Raw genomic sequence first — 20,017 nt, 5'->3', positions numbered from 1 at the left:
CGCTCGGGCCGCGTCAGGCGCGCGCGAGCTGGCCGCCGTCGACGACGATCGTCTCGCCGGTGATGAAGTCCGAGCCCGAGCCCGCGAGCAGGACGGCGAGGTCGCCGACCTCCTGCGGGCGGCCGAAGCGGCGCGCGGGGATACGGCGGACGATCCCCTCGTAGACGCGTTCGTCGGCGCGCGCGGCGGCGTTGATCTCCGTCTCGACGTACCCGGGCGCGATCGCGTTGACCTGGACGTTGTGACGCGCCCACTCGATCGCGAGGACGCGCGTGAGCGCCAGCACCGCGCCCTTCGACGCCGAGTAGGCGGCGAGGCCCGGAGTCGCCGCGAGCCCGAGGTTCGAGGCGATCGTGACGACCTTCCCCTCCCCCTGCGCGACGAGATGGCGGCCGGCCGCGCGGCAGCAGAGCGCGACGCCGCGCAGGTTTGTCGCGAGCACGCGGTCGAAGTCGTCCAGCGACTGGTCGAGGAACGGTCCCTCGACCGCGATCCCCGAGTTGTTGACGAGCACGTGCAGGCCGCCGAGCTGCTCCAGCGTACGTGCGACGAGTGCCTCGACGGACGTCTCGCTCGTGACGTCGGCCGGGATCGCCAGCGCCCGCACGCCGTGCACCGCGCGCAGCTCGCGCGCGGCCTGCTCCAGCGCCTCGGCGCTGCGTCCGGCGAGCGCGAGGTCGGCGCCCGCGGCGGCGAGCCGTTCGGCGACGCCGCGACCGATGCCGCGGCTCGCGCCGGTGACGATCGCGACGCGTCCGGCGAGGCTCATGCGGCGGCCTCCGCGTCGGCGCGCACGTCGCGCGCGATCAGCAGCCGCTGGATCTGGTTCGTGCCGTCGTAGATCTGCGTCACCTTCGCGTCGCGCAGGTAGCGCTCGACGCCGTGGCGCTCGTCGTCGCCGTCAGGCCCGAGCAGGTCGACCAGCTCGTCGCAGATCGCCATCGCGCCGTCGGTGCAGACGAGCTTCGCCGCCGACACCTGCGCGACCGGCTCGGCGCCGTCCGCGCGGTCGACGAGCGCGGCCGTCTGCTGCAGCAGCGCGCGCATCGCGGCGATCCGCGCGTCCGCCTCGGCGAGCGCGAACTGCGCGTCCTGCGCGACGCCGCGCGAGCCGCGCAGCAGGCCGCGCTCGTGCGCCCACGTGCGCGCGTGCTCGTAGGCGCCGCGCGCGATGCCGACGCCCTGCGCCGCCGCGCTCAGACGCGACTTGACGACCGAGCGCATGCTGAGCGCCCAGCCGCCGCGCTCGGAGCCGAGGCGGGCAGCGACGGGCGCCCGCACGCCGTCGAGGAACAGCTCGACGGTCGAGGAGCCGCGCATGCCGAGCTTGTGCATCGCCGGGCCGGCGACGAGGCCGGGCGTGCCGCGCTCGATCAGGAACGCGGTGATGCCGTCGCGGCCGGCCGTGCGGTCGACGGTCGCGAACAGCACGACGACGTCCGCGCGGTCGCCGGTCGTGATGAACGTCTTGGCGCCGTCGAGCACGTAGCCGTCCTCCCCGTCGCGGCGCGCGAACGTGCGCAGCGCGGCGACGTCGGAGCCGGCCTCCGGCTCGCTGACGGCGAGCGACCCGTAGGCGCTGCCGTCGCAGAGGAGCGGCAGCCAGCGGCGCCGCTGCTCGTCGCTGCCGGCCATCAGGATCGGGTTCGCGGCGTGCATCTGCGTCATGTAGACCGTCGCCGTCGCCGGGCAGGCGGCGGCGATCTCCTCCATCGCGACGACGTAGCCGAGCACCGATCCGCCGCTCCCGCCCAGCGCGGGCGGGACGAGCAGGCCGGCGAGCCCGGCGCGCGCGAGCGCCTGGTAGCTCTCGTGCGGGAAGCGCGCGTCGCGGTCAACGTCGGCGGCACGCGGCGCGACGTCCGCGCGTGCGACCGCGCGGACCCGCTCGCGCAGCTCCAGCTCGGGCGCGCCGAGCAGCACGTCGGCGAGCGCGCTCATGCGCGAGCCTCCCGCGCGGCGGCGCGGCCGGCGGGCGGGCCGGCGGCGGGCGGACCGGAGGCGGCGCGCGCGGCGAACGCCGGCGCGCGCTTGGCGAGGAATGCGGCGACGCCCTCCGCGGCGTCCGGCGAGTTGACCGCGAGCGCGGCGAGCGCGGCCTCGTGGCGCAACCCCGTCGCGGCGGCCGGACTCGCCGCGTCGACCGCCTCCAGCACGAGCGCGAGCGCGGACGGGCTCTTGGCGGCAAGCTGCTGCGCCAGCTCACCGGCGCGCGCGTCGAGCTGCGCGTCCTCGGCCGGAGCGCAGGCGAGCAGCCCCAGCTCCCACGCGCGGGCGGCGTCGAGCCGCTCGTCGGCGAGCATCACGGCGAGTGCCGCCTGGCGGCCGATCGCGCGCACGAGCCGCTGCGTCCCGCCGTAGCCGGGCATCAGGCCGAGCCCCGCCTCCGGCAGGCCGAAGCGCGCGGAGCGCGCGGCGACGATCAGCGAGCACGACAGCGCCAGCTCGAAGCCGCCGCCGAGCGCCCAGCCGCGCACGGCCGCGATCGAGGGGATCGGCAGGCGCTCCAGCGTGCGCATCACGCGCTGCCCGAGCGCGAGCCGCTCGTGCGCGGCGACGCCCGAGAGGTCGCGCAGCTCGTCGAGGTCGGCGCCGGCGCAGAAGGCACGCTCGCCGCCGCCCGCGAGCACGAGCACGCGCACGGCGGGGTCGGCGGCGGCCTCCGCGAGCCGCGCTTCGAGCGCCGCGAGCACGCCCGCGTTGAGCGCGTTGCGCGCCTGCGGGCGGTCGATCGTGAGATGACGGACCGGGCCGTCGTCGCGCACCGTCAGCTCGTCCATGCGATCCCTCGTTCCAACAGCTCGTCGATCTCCGCCGGCGTGCAGCCGGCCTCCCGCAGCACGTCGGCCGTGTCCGCGCCGAGGCGCGGCGCGGCGTCCGCCCGTCCGCGGCCGACCGAGCCCAGCCGCCACGGCGCGCGCACGGCGCGGTACGGGCCGTCCGGCCCTTCCAGCTCGCCGACGACCGCGCGGGCTCGCACCTGCGGGTCCTCCAGCACGGCGCCGAGGCGGCGGACCGGTTGGCACGGCACCCCGGCCTGCGCGAAGCGCTCCAGCCAGTCGGCGGCCGGTCGCGTCGCAAGACGCTCGGCGACGCGCGCGACGACCTCGGCGCGGCGCGCGCGTCGCCCGGCGTTCGTGGCCAGGCCTGCGTCGCCGGCCAGCTCGGGCAGGTCGAGCACGTCGCAGCAGCGCTGCCACATGCGGTCGTTGCCGACCGCGAGCACGATCGTGTCGTCGGCCGTCTCGAACGGCTGGTAGATCGCGAGCACCGAGTCGGTGCCGCCGCTCGGCTGCGGCTCCGGCTCGCCCGCGAGGTGGCTCGCGATCCGCGGCGCCATCAGCGCGAGGTCGGCGTCCAGCAGCGAGACGTCGACCAGCTCGCCGTCCCCCGTGCGCTCGCGCCGCAGCAGCGCGGCTTGGATCGCGATCGTCGCGACCATCCCCGCGACGATGTCCGACAGTGCCGTGCTGACGCGTTGCGGCGTGCCGCCGCGGGCGCCCGTGACGCTCATCAGGCCCGAGCGCGCCTGCGCGATCAGGTCGTATCCCGGCTGGTCGCGATCGGGCCCGTCGAGCCCGAAGCCCGACAGCGCGCAGTAGACGAGCCGCGGGCAGCGCGCTCGCACGGTCTCCGGGTCGAGGCCCTTGCTCTCCAGCTTGCCGGGGTTGAGGTTCTCGACGAAGACGTCGGCGCCGTCGAGCAGGCGCAGCAGCAGCTCGACGCCGTCGCCCGTCGAGAGGTCGATCGACGCGCTGCGCTTGTTGCGGTTCGCGGACAGGAACCAGGCCGAGTCCTCACCCACGAACGGCGGCCCCCAGTGGCGCGCGTCGTCGCCGGCGCGCGGCCGCTCGACCTTGATCACGTCGGCGCCGAGGTCGCCGAGGTACATCGCCGCCGTCGGGCCGGCGTACGAGCCGGACGCGTCGATCACGCGGATCCCCTCCAGCGGATGGCGCGGCTCAGCGGCCATCGGGGACCCCCTGGTAGCGGTCGCGCAGCTCGGTCTTCAGCACCTTGCCGCTGCCCGTCTTCGGCAGCGCCTCGACGTGCGCGACGTACTCCGGCAGGTAGTGCTTGGAGAGCCCCTGCGCGAGGCAGAAGTCGACCAGCTCGGCGAGGCTCGGCGGGCGCCGGCCGGGCACGACGGCGACGACCGCGAGCGCGCGCTCGCCAAGCCGCTCGTCCGGCACCGCGACGACGGCCGCCTCGACGACGTCGGGATGACGGAAGAGCGTCGACTCGACCTCCGCGACGGGCACGTTCTCGCCGCCGCGGACGATGATGTCCTTCGTGCGGCCCTGGAGCGCCACGACGCCGTCGTCCGCGATCGACGCGAGGTCGCCGGTCGCGAACCAGCCGTCGGCGTCGAACGCCTCGCGCGTCGCGTCCTCGCGCTCGTGATAGCCGGTGAACAGCCCCGGCCCGCGGATCTCCAGCGCGCCGACCTCGCCGGTCGCAACGGGCGCGCCGTCGCGCGTGACGCGCGCCTGCGCCGCGCCGACCGGGACGCCGTCGCCCGCCTCCAGCCGCGCCTTCCGCATCGCCGGCGACGCCGAGATCGCGATGCCGTACTCGGTCATCCCCCACGCCGGGACGATCGCCGCGTCGAGCCGCGCGGCGGCGGCCGGCACCAGCTCGCGCGGGATCGGCGCACCGGCGAGCGTGACGATTCGCAGCGACCGTGCGCGTGCGGCGTCGAATCGCTCGACGCGAACGAGGTCCTGCAGGAACGTCGGCGCGCCGTGCATCGTCGTGACGCCGAGCCGCGCGATCGTCTCGGCGGCGACCGCCGGGATCCAGCGGTCGAGGTAGACGGCCGTGGCCGCGAGCCGGGCGCTCAGCAGCGCGCCCCACAGGAAGCCGGTGTGGTGCCCGACCGGCGAGGCGACGAGGTTGACGGCCGGGTCGCCGAACGTCTCGTCGCCGCCGACATGCTCGACCCAGGCGCGGCAGACGGCACCGAGCGTCGCGTGCGTGTTCATGACGCCCTTCGGCTCACCGGTCGTGCCGGAGGTGAAGCCGATGTGCGCGAGTGCGTGCGCGTCGACCGGCTCCTCGCCGGTCAGCGGCGCGGCGGCGGCCAGCAGCTCGTACGGGAGCGCGCCTTGCGCGTCCGCGCCGTCGAGCGCGACGACGTGCTCCAGCCGCGGACAGACGTCGCGGAGTGCGAGGGCGAGCGCGAGCGGCTCACCGGGCGCGGCGACGAGCACGCGCGCGCCCGAGCGCGTCACGGTCGCCTCGCCGCGCGCGCGGCCGATCGCGGTCGGGAGGCCGGAGAAGACCGCGCCGAGGCGCGAGATCGCGAGCACGAGGACCGAGAACTCCAGCCGGTTGGGGACGATCGCCGAGACGACGTCGCCACGCCCGACCCCCAGCTCGCGCAGTCCGCCCGCGACGCGCGCGCTCGCCTCCGCCAGTTCGCGGTAGGTGATCCGCCCACGAACCTCGCCGCTGCGACCGTCGACGCTGATCGCCGCGACGCGCTCGGGGTGACGGGCGGCTGCGTCGAGCGCGGAGGCGTGGAGGGGGCGCGGCTCGGAGTCGGCCGCGCTCGTCTGCGGCCTCGGCGGCTGCGGCTGCGGCGCGCCGAGCGCGCTCGCTTGCGCGGGGCGCGGTGCCGGCGCGCTGCCGCGCGGGCTCGCGTCTGTCGGGCGCACGCTCATGCGACCGCCTCCCGGGCCGGCGCGCCGAGCAGCGCGGTCGCGACCGGCTCGCCGGCACGGCCGCCCGCGAGCGCGCGCAGCGAGACGGCGTCGCGCAGCAGGCGCTCGACGGGATACTCGGTCGTGTAGCCGTAGCCGCCGTGCAATTGAATCGCGTCGTCGGACGCGGCGCAGGCGGCGCGGGCGGCGGCGCGCGCCGCGCGGGTCGCGGCGGCGACGCTCGGCGCCGGCTGCGCCGCGCACGCGTGCACGAGCGCCGCGGCCGACGCGACCGCGGCGCTCATCTCCGCGAGCATGCGGCGCAGCGCGCCGAACTCCGCCAGCGGCCGGCCGAACTGGCGGCGTTCGAGCAGGTAGTCGCGTGCGGACGCGACCGCGGCCTGGCCGACCCCGGCGGCAGCCGCGCCGAGCGCCAGCGGCCAGTGCGCGCGCCCCGGGCCGTCGGCCGGAGCGGCGAGCGCGAACGCGGGCGCACCGCGCAGGCCGGTCCGGCGCGCGGCGGCAGGCGTCCAGTCGTGGGTGTCAGCGCCAGCCGCGCCGCTCGCGCCAGCCGCCCCGCTCGCGCCAGCCGCCCCGCTCGCGCCAGCCGCCCCGCTCGCGCCAGCCGCGCCGCTCGCGCCAGCCGCGTGCGCCGCCGCCTGGCCGGCGCCGACGCCGAGCGCGACGGTGGCGCTGGCGCGGGCGAGCGTCTCGACGGCGAGCAGCCCGACGAGCGGGCGGCCGCCCTCGCCGCCGGCGGACTCGGGAACGCCGACGGCGTGCAGCCGCAGCGACAGCAGCAGCTCGCGCAGATCGCCGGGAACCATCCCCTCGGCGTCGATCGCCTCCGCCTGCGGGGCGACCTCGTCGGCCGCGAGCCGCTCGACGACTTCCAGGAACATCAACTCGTCGTCGTCGAGGCCGGCGGGCAGACGATCGAGGGCGGGTGCGAGCACGGCCGTCATCTGCCGTAGCGGTCGCGGTCGGGCGAGCGGCGCTCGGCGAACGCGCTCGACAGCTCGTGCGCCTCGTCCGTCGCGAGGTAGTGCGTCAGCAGCACGTCGTGCGCGAGCCGCGCCTGTCCGATCACGCCCGTGTGGCGCGAGGAGAACGCGGCCTTCAGCCCGGCGAGCGCTCCCGGCCCGCGGTCGAGCAGCGTCGCGGCGATCTCGCGCGCCCGCGCACGGCAGGCGTCGGCGTCGGCGACGACCTCGTTGACGAGCCCGATCTCGCGCGCCTCGTGCGCCGACCACTTCGCGTTCAGATACCACAGCTCCTTCGCGCGCTTGCGGCCGATCGTCTGCTCCAGGTACCAGGTCCCGAAGCCGGCGTCGAACGAGCCGACCATCGGGCCGACCTGACGGAAGACGGCGTGCTCGGCCGCGACGGTCAGGTCGCAGACCGTCTGCAGCACGTTGCCGCCGCCGACCGCGAAGCCGTTGACGGCCGCGATCACCGGCTTGGGAACCGTGTCGATCAGCTCGTAGACGTCGATGATCGGCAGCGTCGCCGACGGCTCGACGTGCTCCAGCGGGTCGTGCTCGCCGCCGATGCAGAAGAACTTGTCGCCCGCGCCGGTGAGGATCGCGACGCGCTGCGCGCGCTCGTCGCGGAAGGCGCGCAGCGCGTGCGCCAGCTCGCGCGCGGTCTGCACGCGCAGCTTGTTGCCGGTCGCCTCGCGGTCGATCGCGATCGTCACGACGCCGTCGCCGTCGAGCTCGACGCGGATGTCCTCGTAGTCGCTCATCTCCCGCTCCCCGCGTAGAAGCCGCCGCCCGTCTTGCGCCCCAGCCTGCCCGCCGCGACCATCCGCGCCAGCAGCGCAGGGGGCACGAGGTGCGGGTCGCGCGTCTGCTCCCACGCCGCCGCGGTCGCGTGGCGGTGCGTGTCGAGCCCGATCAGGTCGAGCAGCTTCAGCGGCCCCATCGGGTAGCCGAGCCCCAGCTCGACCGCGGCGTCGATGTCATCCGCCGCCGCGAGCCCGTCGTCGAAGTCATGCACGGCCTGGTTGAGGTATGGCATCAGCAGGCGGTTGAGCAGGAAGCCGGGCCGGTCCTTCGTCACGATCGGCCGCTTGCCGAGTCGCGTCGCGAACGCCTCCAGCGCCGCACTCGTCGCGGCGTCCGTCCGTACCGCCTCGACGACCTCCACGAGCGGCATCAGCGGCGCCGGGTTGAAGAAGTGCAGGCCGGCGACGCGCTCGGGACGCGGCAGCGCGGCCGCCAGCTCGGTGATCGGGATCGCCGACGTGTTCGACGCGATCACGGCCTGCTCGCCGACCGCGCCGGCGACGCGCCGCAGCAGCTCCAGCTTCAGCGCGCGGTCCTCCGTCGCCGCCTCGATCACCAGCTCCGCGCCGGCCAGCTCGGACACGTCGGTCGTGCCACGCACGCGCGCGAGCGCGGCCTCGCGCTCCTCGTCGGTGACCTTGCCGCGGCGCACGCCCTCGGCGAGGAACGACGCCATCCGCTCACGCCCGCGCACGAGCGCACCGTCGTCGACGTCGAGCACCGTCGTCTCGCAGCCCGCCTGCGCGCACAGCTGCGCGATCCCGGACCCCATCGTGCCCATCCCGAGCACCGCGACCTGCTGGAACCTCTCGCTCATCTTGCTCCCTTCAGCTCCCGTGCAGGCCGGGTTCGTCGTAGGCGTAGAAGCCACGCCCGGCCTTGCGGCCGAGGTGTCCGGCGCTGATCATGCGGTCGACCAGCGGCGGCGGCGCGAAGCGCGGATCGCGCAGCTGGTCGTAGAGGCTCAGCGACACCGCGCGATGGATGTCGAGCCCGATGATGTCGAGCAGCCTGAACGTGCCCATCGGGTAGCCGAGGCCGTCCTTGACCGCGCGGTCGATCGAGTCGATCGTCCCCATCCCGCACTCCAGCGCGCGGATGCAGTCGTTCTCGAACGGCACGAGGAAGCGGTTGACGATGAAGCCGGGCACGTCGGCGCAGGCGACGACGCGCTTGCCGATTCCCTCGACGTACGCGCGTGTCGCGGCGAGCGCGGCGGCGGACGTGACCTGGCCGCGCACCAGCTCGACGAGGTCCATCAGCGGCGCCGGGTTGCAGTAGTGCGTGCCGACGACGCGCTCGGGGCGGCGCGAGCCGGACGCGATCGCGGTCACCGACAGCGTCGAGGTGTTCGTGTGCACGAGCGCGTCGTCGGCCAGCACGCCGTCGAGCTGCGCCAGCAGCTCCTGCTTGAGCGCGAGGTCCTCCGGCACCGCCTCGATCACGACGTCGCAGCCGCGCAGCTCCTCCAGCGAGACGACGCCGCGCAGGCGCCCGAGCGCCGCGTCGCGCTCCGCGGCCGCGAGCTTGCCCTTGTCGACGCTGCGATCGAGGAAGCGGCGCACGCCGGCGACCCCCTGCTCGACCGCCCCTTCCTCGATGTCGCGCAGCAGCACCTCGTGCCCGGCCCGTACCGCCGTGATCGCGATCCCGACGCCCATCGTGCCGCCGCCGATCACGCCGACACGTCTCATCTCAGCGGCCATCGCCGTCTCCTCCCACCGTCAGCTTCACGGTCCTCGCCGGCTGGCGGCGCAGGGGTCGTCGTGGTCATGGCCGGCAGCTTGCGGCCCGGCGCCCGGGCGGACAAGCGACGAGTTGCGGCCCGCTCGACCCGTGCGGCAACAGTCTGCGGCTTGTCCGGCGCGCAGCGGCGGCTGAGCATTGCGCTCATGTCGACCACTGCCACCAGCATCGTCATCGCGCCGCAGTCCGGGGGCGCCGTCTTCGTCAAGAGAGGGCAGCACGTCCGCGTCACCGACGTGCGCGGCCGCCAGGTCGCCGACACGTGGGCGATCGACGCCGCCGACCCGACCCGCTGGCTCAGCGCCGGGCACACGCTCTCGCTGCTGTGCCGGCTGTTCCCGCAGGTCGGCGAGAGCTTCGTCGACCAGCGCTCGGAGCCGATCCTGCGCCTGCACCACGACACGAGCCCCGGTCCGCACGACATGCTCTACCCGCCGTGCGACCCGGTCCTCTACGAGGCGAGCGGGCCGGACCATCCGAGCTGCGAGACGAACTTCACGGCCACCGTCGCGACGCTCGGGCTCGACCTCGGCTGCATCCCCAACCCCGTCAACCTGTTCCAGAACTCCGAGCCGCAGCCAGACCGCACGATCGACGTGATCGAGTCGAAGTCGCGGCCGGGCGACTACGTCGAGCTGGTCGCCGAGCGCGACCTGCACGTGATCGTCACCGCCTGCTCGGTCGACAACTACGCGACGAACGGCTGGAACTGCACCGAGGTCAAGCTGGAGGTGCTCGACGCGTGAAGCGCAAGCGCCTCTTCACGGCGCGCCGGATCCGCACGCTGGATCCGGGCGCGCCGATCGTGCAGGCGCTCGTCACGCTCGGCGGGCGGGTGCTGGAGGCCGGCGACGCGGACGTGCTGCGCGCCCGCCACCGCGACGCGGAGCCGGTCGACCTCGGTGACGCGACGGTCGTCCCCGGCCTCAACGACGCCCACCAGCACCTCAGCGACCTCGCCGACATGGCGGCCGACCTCGACCTGTCGGAGGCCGGCGCCGCGTCGCTCGCGGACGCCGAGCGGCTGATCGCCGCGCGCGTCGCCGCCGCGCAGCCGGACGACTGGGTCGTCGTCCACCGCTACGACGACGGCGCGCTCGGCGGACCGCCGCTCGACCGCGCGCGGCTCGACGCGCTCGCGCCCCGCAACCCGCTCCTCGTCGTCCACGTCGCCGGGCACTGGGGCGTCGCGAACACGCCCGCGCTCGCCGCCGGCGGGATCGACGAGGACAGCGAGCCGGTCGACGGCGGCGCGCACGGCCGCGACGCGGACGGGCGCCTCAACGGCGTGCTCTACGAGGAGTCGCTGTTCCGCTACAGCTGGGGCGAGCATCGCGTGCTGCCCGAGAAGCCCGTGGAGCAGCTGCTGGACGGCCTCGACGCCGCGCAGGGCCGCTGCCACGCGGTCGGGCTGACGTCCGTCTGCGACGCCTTCGTCGGACCGTCGCAGCTGGCGCTCTACCGCCGCGCCCGCGCGCTCGATCGCCTCACGATGCGCGTCGCGATGCTCGTCAGCGAGCCCGTCTTCGACGGCTTGCAGGCGGCTGGCGCGGGCACCGACCTCGGCGACGAGCGGCTCCGCGTCAGCGGCGTCAAGGCGTTCGTGGACGGCGCGATCGCCGGGCGCACCTGCGCCGTTTCGGAGCCGTTCGAGGGAACCGACGACCACGGCCTGCGCCTGCTCGGCGACGCTGCGCTCGGGCAGCTCGTGGAGCGCGTCCACGCGGCCGGCTCGCGGATGGCGGTGCACGCGAACGGCGACGTCGCGATCGACGCGCTGCTGACCGCCTACGAGCGAGCGGCCACCGCGCACCCGGAGATCACGATGCGCCACCGGATCGAGCACTGCACGCTCCTCACCCCCGCGCTGCGGGCGCGGGTGAAGGCGCTCGGCGCGATGACGCTGCCGTTCGGCTCCTACGTCGCCCAGCACGGCGGCCGGCTCGTCGAGTGGTACGGACCCGAGCGCGTCGAGCGGATGTTCGCCCACCGCGACCTGCTCGACGACGGGATCGTCGTCGGCGGCTCCTCCGACCACCACGCTGGCGAGCTGCCGCCGCTGCTGGCGCTCCAGAGCATGGTCACGCGCACCGGTCTGGACGGCGTCCCGGTCGGCCGCTCGCAGCGCGTCTCGGCCGAGGAGGCGCTGTGGATCTACACCGTCGGCTCGGCCCGCACAACCGGCGAGGACGACGTCAAGGGCGCACTCGCGCCCGGCCTGCTCGCCGACATGACCGTGCTCGAACGCGACCCGTGCGAGGTGCCGGGCGACGCGATCGCGCAGATCCCCGTCCTGCGGACCGTCGTCGGTGGCGAGACCGTCTTCGAACGCTGACTGGGCGGCGATCCTGGCCGACGCCGCCGAGCGCCTGGCGGCAGAGCCGCCGGTGGCTCCGTGGTGGCCGGCGGCGGTCGGCGGAGGCGGCGCGCGGCCAGGCAGCGGCACGGCGAGCGGCGAGTGGTCCGGCGGCGTTGCGGCCGGCGGCGGCGTGCTGGCCGGCGGCGGCGCGCCGCTCCCGGTCGCCGCGCCCGGCGAGCTGGCCGCGGCGCGGGCGCTCGGGGCCGCGTTCGCGTGGGTGCCGCCGGACGGCGCCGCCGGCCCGGTCCCCGCCTCGGCCCTCGTCGGCGGGCCGCTGGTCGATGCGAGCGGTCCGCTGGACGGCGTGCGGCTCGCGGTCAAGGAGCTGATCGCGGTCGCGGGTGCGCCGCACGGCGACGGCTCCGCCCGCCCGCACGCCCGTGCGGACGCCGATGCGCCGGCGGTCGCGGCGCTGCGGCGTGCCGGCGCACGGCTGCTCGGCACGACTGCCAGCACGGAGCTGGCGTTCGGCGTGCTCGACGTCGAGCGGGCGCCGGTCGCGAACCCGCGCCACGCCGGCCGGGTGCCCGGCGGATCGTCCGCCGGCAGCGCCGCCGCCGTCGCGGCCGGCGTCGCCGACCTCGCGCTCGGCACCGACACTGGCGGATCGGTGCGGATCCCCGCCGCGTGGACCGGCACGGTCGGCTTCAAGCCGACGTGGGGCGCAGTGTCGACGGCCGGTGTCGTCCCACTCGCATGGTCGCTCGACCACGTCGGCCTGATCGGCAGCTCGGTGGCGGTCATCGCCGCCGGATGGGAGGCGCTGGCCGGCGCTGCGCACGCCTGCGCCGCACGAGCCGCGCCAGCCGGCGCCGCGCCGGCCGCGCAAGCGGCGCCCGAGCACCGCTCGGTGCGCGTCGGCGTCGTCGACCTCACCGGCGTCGTCCCGCTCTCCCCCGCCGTCGCGACGGCGACCCGCCGCGTGGCGGAACTGCTCGCCGCCGACGGCGCGGAGCTGCGGCGGGTCGGCTGCGGTCCGTGGCGCGACCCCGCTCCCGCGCACCTCGTGACGATCGTCTGCGAGCTGGCGGCCGCACACGGTCTCCGCCCGGGCGGGCTCACGCCCGCGGTCGCCGACGCGCTCGCCGCCGGCGCCGTCGCGCCCGCGACGCTCTACCTCGCCGCGAGCGGGATGCGCCGGCTGCTGCGCGAGCAGCTCGCGCAGCAGCTCGCAGGCGTCGACGTGCTGCTGCTGCCGACGGTGCCGTGCGAGCCGCCGCCCGTCGGCGCGACCGAGGTCGTGCTCGGCGGCCGCGCATGGGATGCCGAGACGGCCGCGGGCCGGCTCACGACCGTCGCGAACCTGGCCGGGGTCCCGGCCGTGAGCGTGCCGGCCGACGCCGACGCCGCCGCGGTCGCCGTGCAGCTCGTCGGCCGCGCCGGGGACGACGCACGGGTGCTCGCGTGCGCGCAGCGTGTCGAGCGACTGCTCGACGGCGGCGACGCGCGCGGGCGCCGCGCGGGCGGCCGCGGCCGCGACGACGGCGGGCGCGGGCGCGTCAGCCGCGCGGCGGGCCGCTGACGGCCTGCCAGATCAGCACGAGCGTGAGCGCCGCGCGCGTCTGCGCGTCGTCGAGGTCGACGCCGAGCACCTCCTCCAGGCGCGCCATGCGCTTGTAGAGGGCGCCGCGGTCGAGGTGCAGCTCGCGCGCCGCGCGCGACTTGTGGCCGCCGCTTTCGAGCACCGCCCGCAGCGTCCGCAGCAGGTCGTCGCGCCGCCGCGCCGGCAGCCGTTCGAGCCGGTCGAGGTGGCTGCGCGCGAAGCGCACGAGCCGCGGATCGTCCTTCAGCGCGAACGCGATCGCGGCCAGGCTCGCGCGGCGCGCGTCACGCCACGGCACGGGCGCCTCGCCGGCGGCGGCCTCGGCGACCAGCAGCGTCGTCTCGAACTGCTCGCGCAGCGCGGCGAGCCCGTCGACCGGCTGGCCGATCGCGACCGACAGCCGCTCCGGCTCGATGTCGTGGCGCTCGGCCGCGCGGCGCAGCTGCCGCGTGAGCGTCTCGGCCGTCGGCTCGAACGCGGCCGCCGGACCGGGCGCGGCCCACAGCAGCCGCCGGTCGCGCACGTCGAGGAGCGGCCGGCCGTGCCGGCCGACGCCCTCGACGCTGAGGCCGTCGGCCAGCTCCTCCAGCAGGCTGGCGCCGCCTTCGAGCCCGCGCAGCACGACCGCGACGGGCCAGAAGCTGAGCGCGTGGCCGCCGCCGAGCACGCGCAGGCGCCGCTCCGCGTCGAGCGGCGTCAGGCGCCCGTCGAGCAGCGACTGCAGCAGGTTGCCGCGCGTGCGGCGGCGCAGCGACAGCTCCAGCGCGGCGCGGCCGAGCCATTCGAGCCCGAGCGTCAGCGCGACCTGCCGCACGGCGGCGCGCTCGGCGGCGTCGAACGGCCGTCCAGGACGCAGCGCGACGACGTCGGCGCGGTGCACGCCGCGCACCTCGACCGGCTCCGGCGCCACCGCGCCGCCGAGCCGCTCGCCGGCCGCGGCGCGCTCCCACGCGGCCAGCGCCTCGCGCTCGTCGAGCGGACCGGTGTCGATCGACAACAGGCCGCCGCGGCCGTCGTGGACGACGATCGCACTCTCCAGCAGCCTGGCGGCGTGGCGCAGCACGTCCTCCGTCGCCGCACCCCCGAGCACGAGCGACATGAAGCCCTCGCGCATCGCCTCCAGGCGCTCGAGCGTCGCGACCTGCTCGCCGAGCAGCCGGCCGTGCACGACCTCGGTCACCTCGACGAAGCGCACCGGCCGCTGGAGGGCGACGAGCGGCAGGCGCGCGCGGTTGGCGGCGTCGACGAGCGGCCTCGGCGTCTCGCCGCGATAGACGGTCCCCAGCTCCAGCACGAGCGCGGCCGCGTCGCTGCGCGCGACCTCGTCGACGTAGCGCCCCTGCTCGGCGGACGTGCGACCGGCGCCGGCGCCGGTCGTCAGCACCAGCTCGCCGCCGCGCAGCATGCCGTTGACGACGGGCGTGTCGAGCACGTGGACCCAGCGGATCGGCCGGTCGAGCTGCGTCGGGGCGGCGAGCACGCGCGGCTCGCCGGCGCGGATCACGTCGAGCTCGAGCGCGGAGCGGACCGACATCGCGCCGGCCGGCGCTGCCGGGAGGACCGCCGCGACCGCCATCTCATACCCCGCGGATGCGCGGATCGGCCCACGCCTGCGCGACGTCGACGAGGAAGTTGACGAGCACGTACAGCGCACCGAGCACGAGGCTGACGCCGGCGATCGCCGGGAAGTCGCTGCGCTGGATCGCCTGCGACATGTAGAAGCCGATCCCCGGCCACGCGAAGATCTGCTCGACGACGATCGACGTCCCCAGCAGGTAGGCGACCTGCAGCCCGCCGACCGCGAGCACCGGCCCGGCGGCGTTGCGGATCGTGTGGCGCCGCACGACCTGGCCCTCGCTCAGCCCGAGCGCCCGCGCGGTCCGCACGTGGTCGCGGCGCTGCTGCTCCTCGATCCCCGATCGCAGCATGCGGCCGATCGCCACCGCCGGCACGAGCGCGAGGCAGACGGCCGGGAGGATCAGGTGCTGAAGCGCGTCGCCCAGCTCCGACGGCGACATCGCGACGATCGCGTCGAGCACGAGGAAGCCCTGGCGCGACGGGTCGAGCGCGCGGCCGCTGGCGGGCAGCCAGCCGAGCTGGCCGGCGAACACGCGCACCGCCAGCGCCGCCAGCAGGAAGACCGGGAACGACGCGAGCACGAGCAGGCCGCCGCGCAGCAGCACCGCCCCGCGCCAGCGTCCGGCGGAGCCGAGCGCGAACAGCAGCCCGAGCACGGCCGCCAGCACGACGCTCGCGGCGACCAGCTCCAGCGTCGCGGGCAGGAACTGCTCGATGTCCTGCACGACCGGTCGCCGCGTCGCGACCGACGTCTGCAGGTCGCCCGTCAGCACGTCGCCGACGTAGTTCGCGTATTGCACCGGCAGCGGGTCGTCGAGCCCGAGCTGCTCCCGCGCACGCTCCAGCGTCGCCGCCGAGGCGCGCTCGCCGACGAGCGTGCGCGCCGGGTCCGCCGGGCTGATCTGCTGCAGCACGAAGACCGCCGCGATCAGCGCCAGCAGCACCAGCACGGCACCGAGCAGGCGCATCAGCACGAAGCGCGTCATCGCTCCAGCCCCCGGTCGCGCAGCAGGTCGCCGGCGACGTTCCCGGCGAGCGCCATCAGCGCGAGCATCGCCGCCGGGAAGACCGCGACCCACCACTGCTGCAGCAGGTAGGGCATCCCGCGCGCTGCCATCGCGCCCAGCTCGGCAGCCGGCGGCGCCGACCCGAGCCCGAGGAACGACAGCAGCGAGAGCGACAGCACGAGCATGCCGACGTCGAGGCTCGCGGCGACGAGCAGCGTCGAGCGCACGCCCGGCAGCACGTGCCGCCAGGCCAGCCGCCAGCCGCTCGCGCCGGCCATCCGCGCGGCGTCGACGTGCGGGAGCGCGACGAGCTGGCGCACGCTGCCGCGCACGACGCGCGCGTACAGCGGCCACCAGACGATCGCCACCGCGATCAGCGTGTTGCGCAGCGACGCGCCGAGCGCGGCCACGATCGCGATCGCCAGCACCGGACCCGGCAGCGCCAGGAAGAGATCGGTCAGCCGCATGCAGGCCCAGTCGACGACGCCGCCGCAGAGCCCCGCGAGCGTGCCGACGACGCCGCCGATCACGAGCGAGCCGAAGATCACCGCGACGACGCTGAGGAGCGTCGAGCGCGCGCCGAGCAGGACGCGGCTGAAGATGTCGCGCCCACCTTCATCGGTGCCCATCAGGTGAGCGCCGCTGGGGCCGGTCAGCGGTCTGCCCGAGGGCAGGTCGACCGGGTGCGGCGCGACCAGCCAGCCGAGCAGGCAGACGGCGACGACGACGCCGACGAAGACGAGCGCCGGGCGCGGGCGCGCGAGGCGCGAAAGCCGGCGCGCGCCCGCGAGCTGCTGCGTCGCGGCGCTCATGCGCTCGCCTCCAGCGACACGCCGCCGCTGCCGGTTCCCGCCGCCGCGAGCGTCGGCACGGCCGCGAGCAGCGTGCGCGTGTACTCGTGCTGCGGGCGGCGCAGCACGTCGCGCGCGTCGCCCTGCTCGACGACCCTGCCCGACCGCATCACGACGACGCGGTTGGCCATCGCCGCGGCGACCGCGAGGTCGTGCGTCACGAGCACGATCGCCATCCCCAGCTCATCGCGCACGGCGCGCAGCAGCTGGAGGACCGTCGCCACGAGCGAGACGTCGAGCGCGCTCGTCGGCTCGTCGCACAGCAGCGTCGCGGGCGGCACGAGCACCGCGCGCGCGAGCGCGACGCGCTGGCGCTGGCCGCCCGACAGCTCGCCGGCGCGCTGGTCGAGCACGTCGGGCGAGAGGCCGACGCGCGTCAGCGCCGTGCGCGTGCGGCCGGCGACCTCGCCGGACGGCACGCCGCCGCGGCGCGCGCGCTCGGCCAAGAGCTGGCCGACGGTCGCCCACGGCGTCAGCGAGCCGCCGGCGTCCTGGAAGACCATCTGGACCGACCCTTCCCGTTCGACGCTGCCGGCGTCCGGCCGTTCGAGGCCGGCGGCGATCCGCACGAGCGTCGACTTGCCGGAGCCGCTCTCGCCGACGATCGCGACCGCCTCGCCGCGCCGCACGTCGAGCGACGTCGGCTCGAGCGCGCGGACGGCGGCGGCCGTGCCGAGCAGGCGGCGGGCGCCGGCGAACTGCTTCGCGACGCCGACGAGCCGCAGCACGTGCTCGTCCGTGCGCGGCCGCGGCTCGTGCGGCGGCAGCGGCGCCGGGTCCGCGAGCGCCTGCCGCTCGTCGGCGCGCAGGCACGCGACGAGGCGACCCTCGCCGACCGGCTGCGGCTGCGGCAGGACGGTCAGGCAGGCCTCGACCTGGCTCGGGCAGCGGCTCGCGAACGCGCAGCCGGGCGGCGGCGCGGTCGGGTCGGGCAGCCCGCCGCCCATCGGGCGCAGCGGCGTCGCGACGGTCGCGTCGGGCTCGATCCGCGAGGCCAGCAGCCCCCGCGTGTACGGGTGACGCGGCTGCGCGACGAGCTGCCGCGTCGGCGCCGACTCAGCGTGCCGCCCGGCGTAGAGGACGACCGCGCGGTCGGCGATCCGCGCCGCGACGCCGAGGTCGTGCGTGATGAAGAGGAACGAGCAGCCGAGCTCGTCGCGCAGCGTCCCGACGAGGTCGAGGACGTGCGCCTGCACCGTCACGTCGAGCGCGGTCGTCGGCTCGTCGGCGATCACGAGCGCCGGGCCGCGCGCGATCGCGAGCGCGAACATCACGCGCTGGCGCTGCCCGCCGCTGAGCTGATGCGGGAAGCGCTTGACCTGCGTGCGCGCGTCGAGGCCGACCCGTTCCAGCAGCTCGGCCGGGTCGGCGCCCGCGTCGCCGACCGCCTCGCGCAGCTGGCGCCCTATCGTCATCGTCGGGTCGAGGCCCGACGACGGGTCCTGGAAGACGGCGCCGAGTGCCGAGCGCCGCGCACGGCGGCGCTGCGGCTCGGGGCCGAGCATGTCGAAGTCGCGGACGATCACGCTCCCGGTCGCGCGCGGCCGGGCGGCGGCCGGCAGCAGGCCGAGCAGCGCCAGCCCGAGCACCGACTTGCCCGACCCGGACTCGCCGACGAGCGCGACGACCTCGCCCGGCGCGATCTCGAGGTCGACGCCGCGCAGCGCGCGGACGTCGCGTCCGCGGCGCGTGAGCGTGACGTGCAGGTCGCGGACGGACGCGCAGGGGTTGGCGGCTGCCGCCGTCATCTCGCCTGCCGCAGCTTGTCGACGTCGACCGCGAACGGCCGTGCCGGGCCGCCCTTCACGTTCTCGACGCCCTTGCGCGAGACCGTCACGTTCTGCAGCTCGGCGAGCGGCAGCACGCAGCCGTGCTCCATCCACGCCGCGGCCGCCTCGACGCCGAGCTCTCGCTGACGGGCGGCGCCGCGAGCGACGACCGCCTCGTCGATCAGCCGGTCGGCCTCCGGCACCGAGCAGGAGAGCCAGTTGACCGAGCCGCCGGTGCGCAGGTAGACGCGCGACCAGCTGTCGGGCGCGAGGTCGTCAGGGACGTTGGTGACGATCAGGACGTCCGGGCGCGCGGAGGGGCGCGTCGTGAGGTCGTACACCTGCGCGAGCGGGATGTCGCGTGTGGTCGCCTTGATGCCTGCCTGCTGCAACTGTCCCTGGAGCAGCTGGGCGATCTGGCCAGCGGCGGGGCCGTCTCCCTGCACCGCCCCGATCACGAGCGGCTCCGTGAAGCGCGACGACAGCGCTCTGAGCTGGTCGGGGTCGACCGGCACGTCGAGCGGCGCCGCTCTCGCGATCGACGTGCCGTCCGGGTAGAAGCTGTCGCTCGCCCGCGCGAGATCCCCGTAGACGGTGTCGACGAGCGCGTCGCGGTCGACGAACTTCAGGAACGCGCGCCGCACCTCAGCGTCGCGCAGCGTGCCCGCGGCGGTGTTGAGGTAGAGCATCATGCGCAGGGTCGAGGGGCGCGTCGTCACCTTCGCGCCGCCGGCCCCGCGCAGCGCCTGCACGTCGGCGGTCGTGAGGCCGTGCGTGATGAGGTCGAGCTGGCCGCCGCGCAGCTCGGTGACCTGCGTCGCCGCGTCCGGGACGACGGTGAACTGCACCTCGCGCACGGTCGGCTTGCTGCGTCTCCACGTCGGCGAGGCGCGCATCACGAAGCGCTGCCCCGGCACCGCCTCGGTCAGCTCGTACGCGCCCGTGCCGGCCGTGTGCGTCTGCAGCCAGCCCTTCGCGAGGTCGCCGTCGCGGGCGTGGCGCTGCACCGCGGTCGGGCTGACGGCCTTCGGCCCGTAGGGGCTGGCGAGGTGGTCGAGGAACGCCGCGTTCGGTCTGCTCAGGCGCACGCGCAGACGTCTCGGGGAGAGGGCCTCCACCTGCTCGACGTCGGCGAGCATGTAGGCGGGGCCGGCGTCGACCTGTCTGCGGCGCTCGAAGCTCGCCTTCATCGCCTGCGCGTCGAACGGCGTCCCGTCCGAGAAGCGCACGCCGGGGCGCAGCGTGAAGTCGTACGTCCGCCCGTCGGCGCCCGCTCTCCAATCGGTCGCGAGCTCGCCGACGAGTCTGCCGTCGTCGGCGTAGCCGAGCAGGCCCTCGTAGGCCGAGTTGGTGATCTGCAGCCCTTCGACGTCGTAGAAGACGTCGGGGTCGACCCCGCCGGGGACGTCCGACTGGAACGGGACGCGCAGCGTCGAGAGCGGTCGATCGCTGTTGGTGGTGGCGGAGCCACAGCCGGCGGCGACGAGACCGCCGATGCACGCGAGCGCCGCCAGGACGCGGGAAGTCCTCATCTGGATCCTCTCTCCCTGATGCTGGCTCCTGCCCGAGGCGCGCCGTCGGTGCAGGAAGGGAGGCGAATGCTTTCCGCGCTGAGAGGTGCCGGCAAGCTACGGGCTGTCGACGCGACGCAGGTGGTTCGGCGACAGGCTGTTGTCGATTCGAACACACGGCGACTGTACAGGTAAACGTTTACCATCGCCGGCTCTTT

General features: G+C 75.9%; 17 protein-coding genes. 3 read left to right on the top strand and 14 right to left on the bottom strand.

The window, feature by feature from the left end; all coding sequences use genetic code 11:
- Nucleotides 1-13: 13 nt before the first annotated feature.
- The 9 genes from CWOE_RS11655 to CWOE_RS11615 are packed head-to-tail and all read right to left on the bottom strand — an operon-like array spanning nucleotide 14 to nucleotide 9,141.
- Entirely contained in the window at nucleotides 14-769 is a 756-nt protein-coding gene (locus tag CWOE_RS11655; RefSeq protein ID WP_012933814.1) for an SDR family NAD(P)-dependent oxidoreductase, read from the bottom strand.
- Complete coding sequence (locus CWOE_RS11650) at nucleotides 766-1,941, bottom strand: acyl-CoA dehydrogenase family protein (protein ID WP_012933813.1); 1,176 nt, start codon at nucleotides 1,939-1,941, stop codon at nucleotides 766-768. The genes CWOE_RS11655 and CWOE_RS11650 overlap by 4 nt, the downstream gene beginning before the upstream one ends.
- Nucleotides 1,938-2,780 (bottom strand): enoyl-CoA hydratase/isomerase family protein, encoded by an 843-nt coding sequence (locus CWOE_RS11645; protein WP_012933812.1) that lies wholly within the window; start codon nucleotides 2,778-2,780, stop codon nucleotides 1,938-1,940. The genes CWOE_RS11650 and CWOE_RS11645 overlap by 4 nt, the downstream gene beginning before the upstream one ends.
- Nucleotides 2,768-3,973 carry a CaiB/BaiF CoA transferase family protein gene (locus tag CWOE_RS11640; protein ID WP_012933811.1) on the bottom strand — a complete coding sequence of 402 codons (1,206 nt, stop codon included), beginning with the start codon at nucleotides 3,971-3,973 and terminating at the stop codon, nucleotides 2,768-2,770. Before CWOE_RS11640 ends, CWOE_RS11645 begins: the two co-directional genes overlap by 13 nt.
- The gene (locus CWOE_RS11635) at nucleotides 3,963-5,666 is read right to left on the bottom strand and encodes an AMP-binding protein (RefSeq protein ID WP_012933810.1); all 1,704 of its coding nucleotides are present in this window, start codon (nucleotides 5,664-5,666) and stop codon (nucleotides 3,963-3,965) included. Before CWOE_RS11635 ends, CWOE_RS11640 begins: the two co-directional genes overlap by 11 nt.
- Nucleotides 5,663-6,601, bottom strand: coding sequence for an acyl-CoA dehydrogenase family protein (locus CWOE_RS30590; protein ID WP_160165506.1), 939 nt, complete (start codon nucleotides 6,599-6,601; stop codon nucleotides 5,663-5,665). The genes CWOE_RS11635 and CWOE_RS30590 overlap by 4 nt, the downstream gene beginning before the upstream one ends.
- Nucleotides 6,602-6,606: 5 nt before the next feature.
- Nucleotides 6,607-7,392: an enoyl-CoA hydratase-related protein gene (locus CWOE_RS11625; protein ID WP_012933808.1), complete on the bottom strand. Its 786-nt coding sequence runs from the start codon at nucleotides 7,390-7,392 to the stop codon at nucleotides 6,607-6,609.
- Nucleotides 7,389-8,252: a 3-hydroxyacyl-CoA dehydrogenase family protein gene (locus tag CWOE_RS11620; protein WP_012933807.1), complete on the bottom strand. Its 864-nt coding sequence runs from the start codon at nucleotides 8,250-8,252 to the stop codon at nucleotides 7,389-7,391. The genes CWOE_RS11625 and CWOE_RS11620 overlap by 4 nt, the downstream gene beginning before the upstream one ends.
- Nucleotides 8,253-8,262: 10 nt before the next feature.
- Complete coding sequence (locus CWOE_RS11615) at nucleotides 8,263-9,141, bottom strand: 3-hydroxyacyl-CoA dehydrogenase family protein (protein ID WP_012933806.1); 879 nt, start codon at nucleotides 9,139-9,141, stop codon at nucleotides 8,263-8,265.
- Between the two features lie 186 nt (nucleotides 9,142-9,327).
- On the opposite strand from CWOE_RS11615, the gene CWOE_RS11610 reads away from it, so the two are divergent.
- The 3 genes from CWOE_RS11610 to CWOE_RS11600 are packed head-to-tail and all read left to right on the top strand — an operon-like array spanning nucleotide 9,328 to nucleotide 13,062.
- Complete coding sequence (locus tag CWOE_RS11610) at nucleotides 9,328-9,927, top strand: DUF1989 domain-containing protein (RefSeq protein ID WP_012933805.1); 600 nt, start codon at nucleotides 9,328-9,330, stop codon at nucleotides 9,925-9,927.
- Nucleotides 9,924-11,516, top strand: coding sequence for an amidohydrolase (locus CWOE_RS11605; RefSeq protein ID WP_012933804.1), 1,593 nt, complete (start codon nucleotides 9,924-9,926; stop codon nucleotides 11,514-11,516). The genes CWOE_RS11610 and CWOE_RS11605 overlap by 4 nt, the downstream gene beginning before the upstream one ends.
- On the top strand, nucleotides 11,491-13,062 hold the full coding sequence (locus tag CWOE_RS11600) for an amidase (protein WP_012933803.1): 1,572 nt from the start codon (nucleotides 11,491-11,493) through the stop codon (nucleotides 13,060-13,062). Before CWOE_RS11605 ends, CWOE_RS11600 begins: the two co-directional genes overlap by 26 nt.
- On the opposite strand, the gene CWOE_RS11595 is transcribed toward CWOE_RS11600, so the two are convergent.
- The 5 genes from CWOE_RS11595 to CWOE_RS11575 are packed head-to-tail and all read right to left on the bottom strand — an operon-like array spanning nucleotide 13,040 to nucleotide 19,820.
- Complete coding sequence (locus CWOE_RS11595) at nucleotides 13,040-14,659, bottom strand: PucR family transcriptional regulator (RefSeq protein ID WP_012933802.1); 1,620 nt, start codon at nucleotides 14,657-14,659, stop codon at nucleotides 13,040-13,042. The genes CWOE_RS11600 and CWOE_RS11595 overlap by 23 nt on opposite strands.
- Nucleotide 14,660: 1 nt before the next feature.
- The gene (locus CWOE_RS11590; protein WP_012933801.1) at nucleotides 14,661-15,647 is read right to left on the bottom strand and encodes an ABC transporter permease; all 987 of its coding nucleotides are present in this window, start codon (nucleotides 15,645-15,647) and stop codon (nucleotides 14,661-14,663) included.
- Nucleotides 15,644-16,480, bottom strand: coding sequence for an ABC transporter permease (locus CWOE_RS11585; protein WP_012933800.1), 837 nt, complete (start codon nucleotides 16,478-16,480; stop codon nucleotides 15,644-15,646). The genes CWOE_RS11590 and CWOE_RS11585 overlap by 4 nt, the downstream gene beginning before the upstream one ends.
- Nucleotides 16,477-18,267, bottom strand: coding sequence for an ABC transporter ATP-binding protein (locus CWOE_RS11580; RefSeq protein ID WP_012933799.1), 1,791 nt, complete (start codon nucleotides 18,265-18,267; stop codon nucleotides 16,477-16,479). The genes CWOE_RS11585 and CWOE_RS11580 overlap by 4 nt, the downstream gene beginning before the upstream one ends.
- The gene (locus tag CWOE_RS11575) at nucleotides 18,264-19,820 is read right to left on the bottom strand and encodes an ABC transporter substrate-binding protein (RefSeq protein WP_012933798.1); all 1,557 of its coding nucleotides are present in this window, start codon (nucleotides 19,818-19,820) and stop codon (nucleotides 18,264-18,266) included. The genes CWOE_RS11580 and CWOE_RS11575 overlap by 4 nt, the downstream gene beginning before the upstream one ends.
- Nucleotides 19,821-20,017: the final 197 nt, after the last annotated feature.

The organism is Conexibacter woesei DSM 14684, from assembly GCF_000025265.1.
In the GTDB taxonomy this organism is placed as follows: Bacteria; Actinomycetota; Thermoleophilia; order Solirubrobacterales; family Solirubrobacteraceae; genus Conexibacter; species Conexibacter woesei.
The sequence above is the reverse complement of the archived record's forward strand: the minus strand, read 5'-3'. Positions and strand labels throughout refer to the sequence as shown.

Excerpts from the sequence above, each read along its gene's own strand:
- CWOE_RS11655 (WP_012933814.1), bottom strand. The coding sequence starts at position 769 with ATGAGCCTCGCCGGACGCGTCGCGATCGTCACCGGCGCGAGCCGCGGC.
- CWOE_RS11650 (WP_012933813.1), bottom strand. The coding sequence starts at position 1,941 with ATGAGCGCGCTCGCCGACGTGCTGCTCGGCGCGCCCGAGCTGGAGCTG.
- CWOE_RS11645 (WP_012933812.1), bottom strand. The coding sequence starts at position 2,780 with ATGGACGAGCTGACGGTGCGCGACGACGGCCCGGTCCGTCATCTCACG.
- CWOE_RS11640 (WP_012933811.1), bottom strand. The coding sequence starts at position 3,973 with ATGGCCGCTGAGCCGCGCCATCCGCTGGAGGGGATCCGCGTGATCGAC.
- CWOE_RS11635 (WP_012933810.1), bottom strand. The coding sequence starts at position 5,666 with ATGAGCGTGCGCCCGACAGACGCGAGCCCGCGCGGCAGCGCGCCGGCA.
- CWOE_RS11625 (WP_012933808.1), bottom strand. The coding sequence starts at position 7,392 with ATGAGCGACTACGAGGACATCCGCGTCGAGCTCGACGGCGACGGCGTC.
- CWOE_RS11620 (WP_012933807.1), bottom strand. The coding sequence starts at position 8,252 with ATGAGCGAGAGGTTCCAGCAGGTCGCGGTGCTCGGGATGGGCACGATG.
- CWOE_RS11615 (WP_012933806.1), bottom strand. The coding sequence starts at position 9,141 with ATGGCCGCTGAGATGAGACGTGTCGGCGTGATCGGCGGCGGCACGATG.
- CWOE_RS11610 (WP_012933805.1), top strand. The coding sequence starts at position 9,328 with ATGTCGACCACTGCCACCAGCATCGTCATCGCGCCGCAGTCCGGGGGC.
- CWOE_RS11595 (WP_012933802.1), bottom strand. The coding sequence starts at position 14,659 with ATGGCGGTCGCGGCGGTCCTCCCGGCAGCGCCGGCCGGCGCGATGTCG.
- CWOE_RS11590 (WP_012933801.1), bottom strand. The coding sequence starts at position 15,647 with ATGACGCGCTTCGTGCTGATGCGCCTGCTCGGTGCCGTGCTGGTGCTG.
- CWOE_RS11585 (WP_012933800.1), bottom strand. The coding sequence starts at position 16,480 with ATGAGCGCCGCGACGCAGCAGCTCGCGGGCGCGCGCCGGCTTTCGCGC.
- CWOE_RS11580 (WP_012933799.1), bottom strand. The coding sequence starts at position 18,267 with ATGACGGCGGCAGCCGCCAACCCCTGCGCGTCCGTCCGCGACCTGCAC.
- CWOE_RS11575 (WP_012933798.1), bottom strand. The coding sequence starts at position 19,820 with ATGAGGACTTCCCGCGTCCTGGCGGCGCTCGCGTGCATCGGCGGTCTC.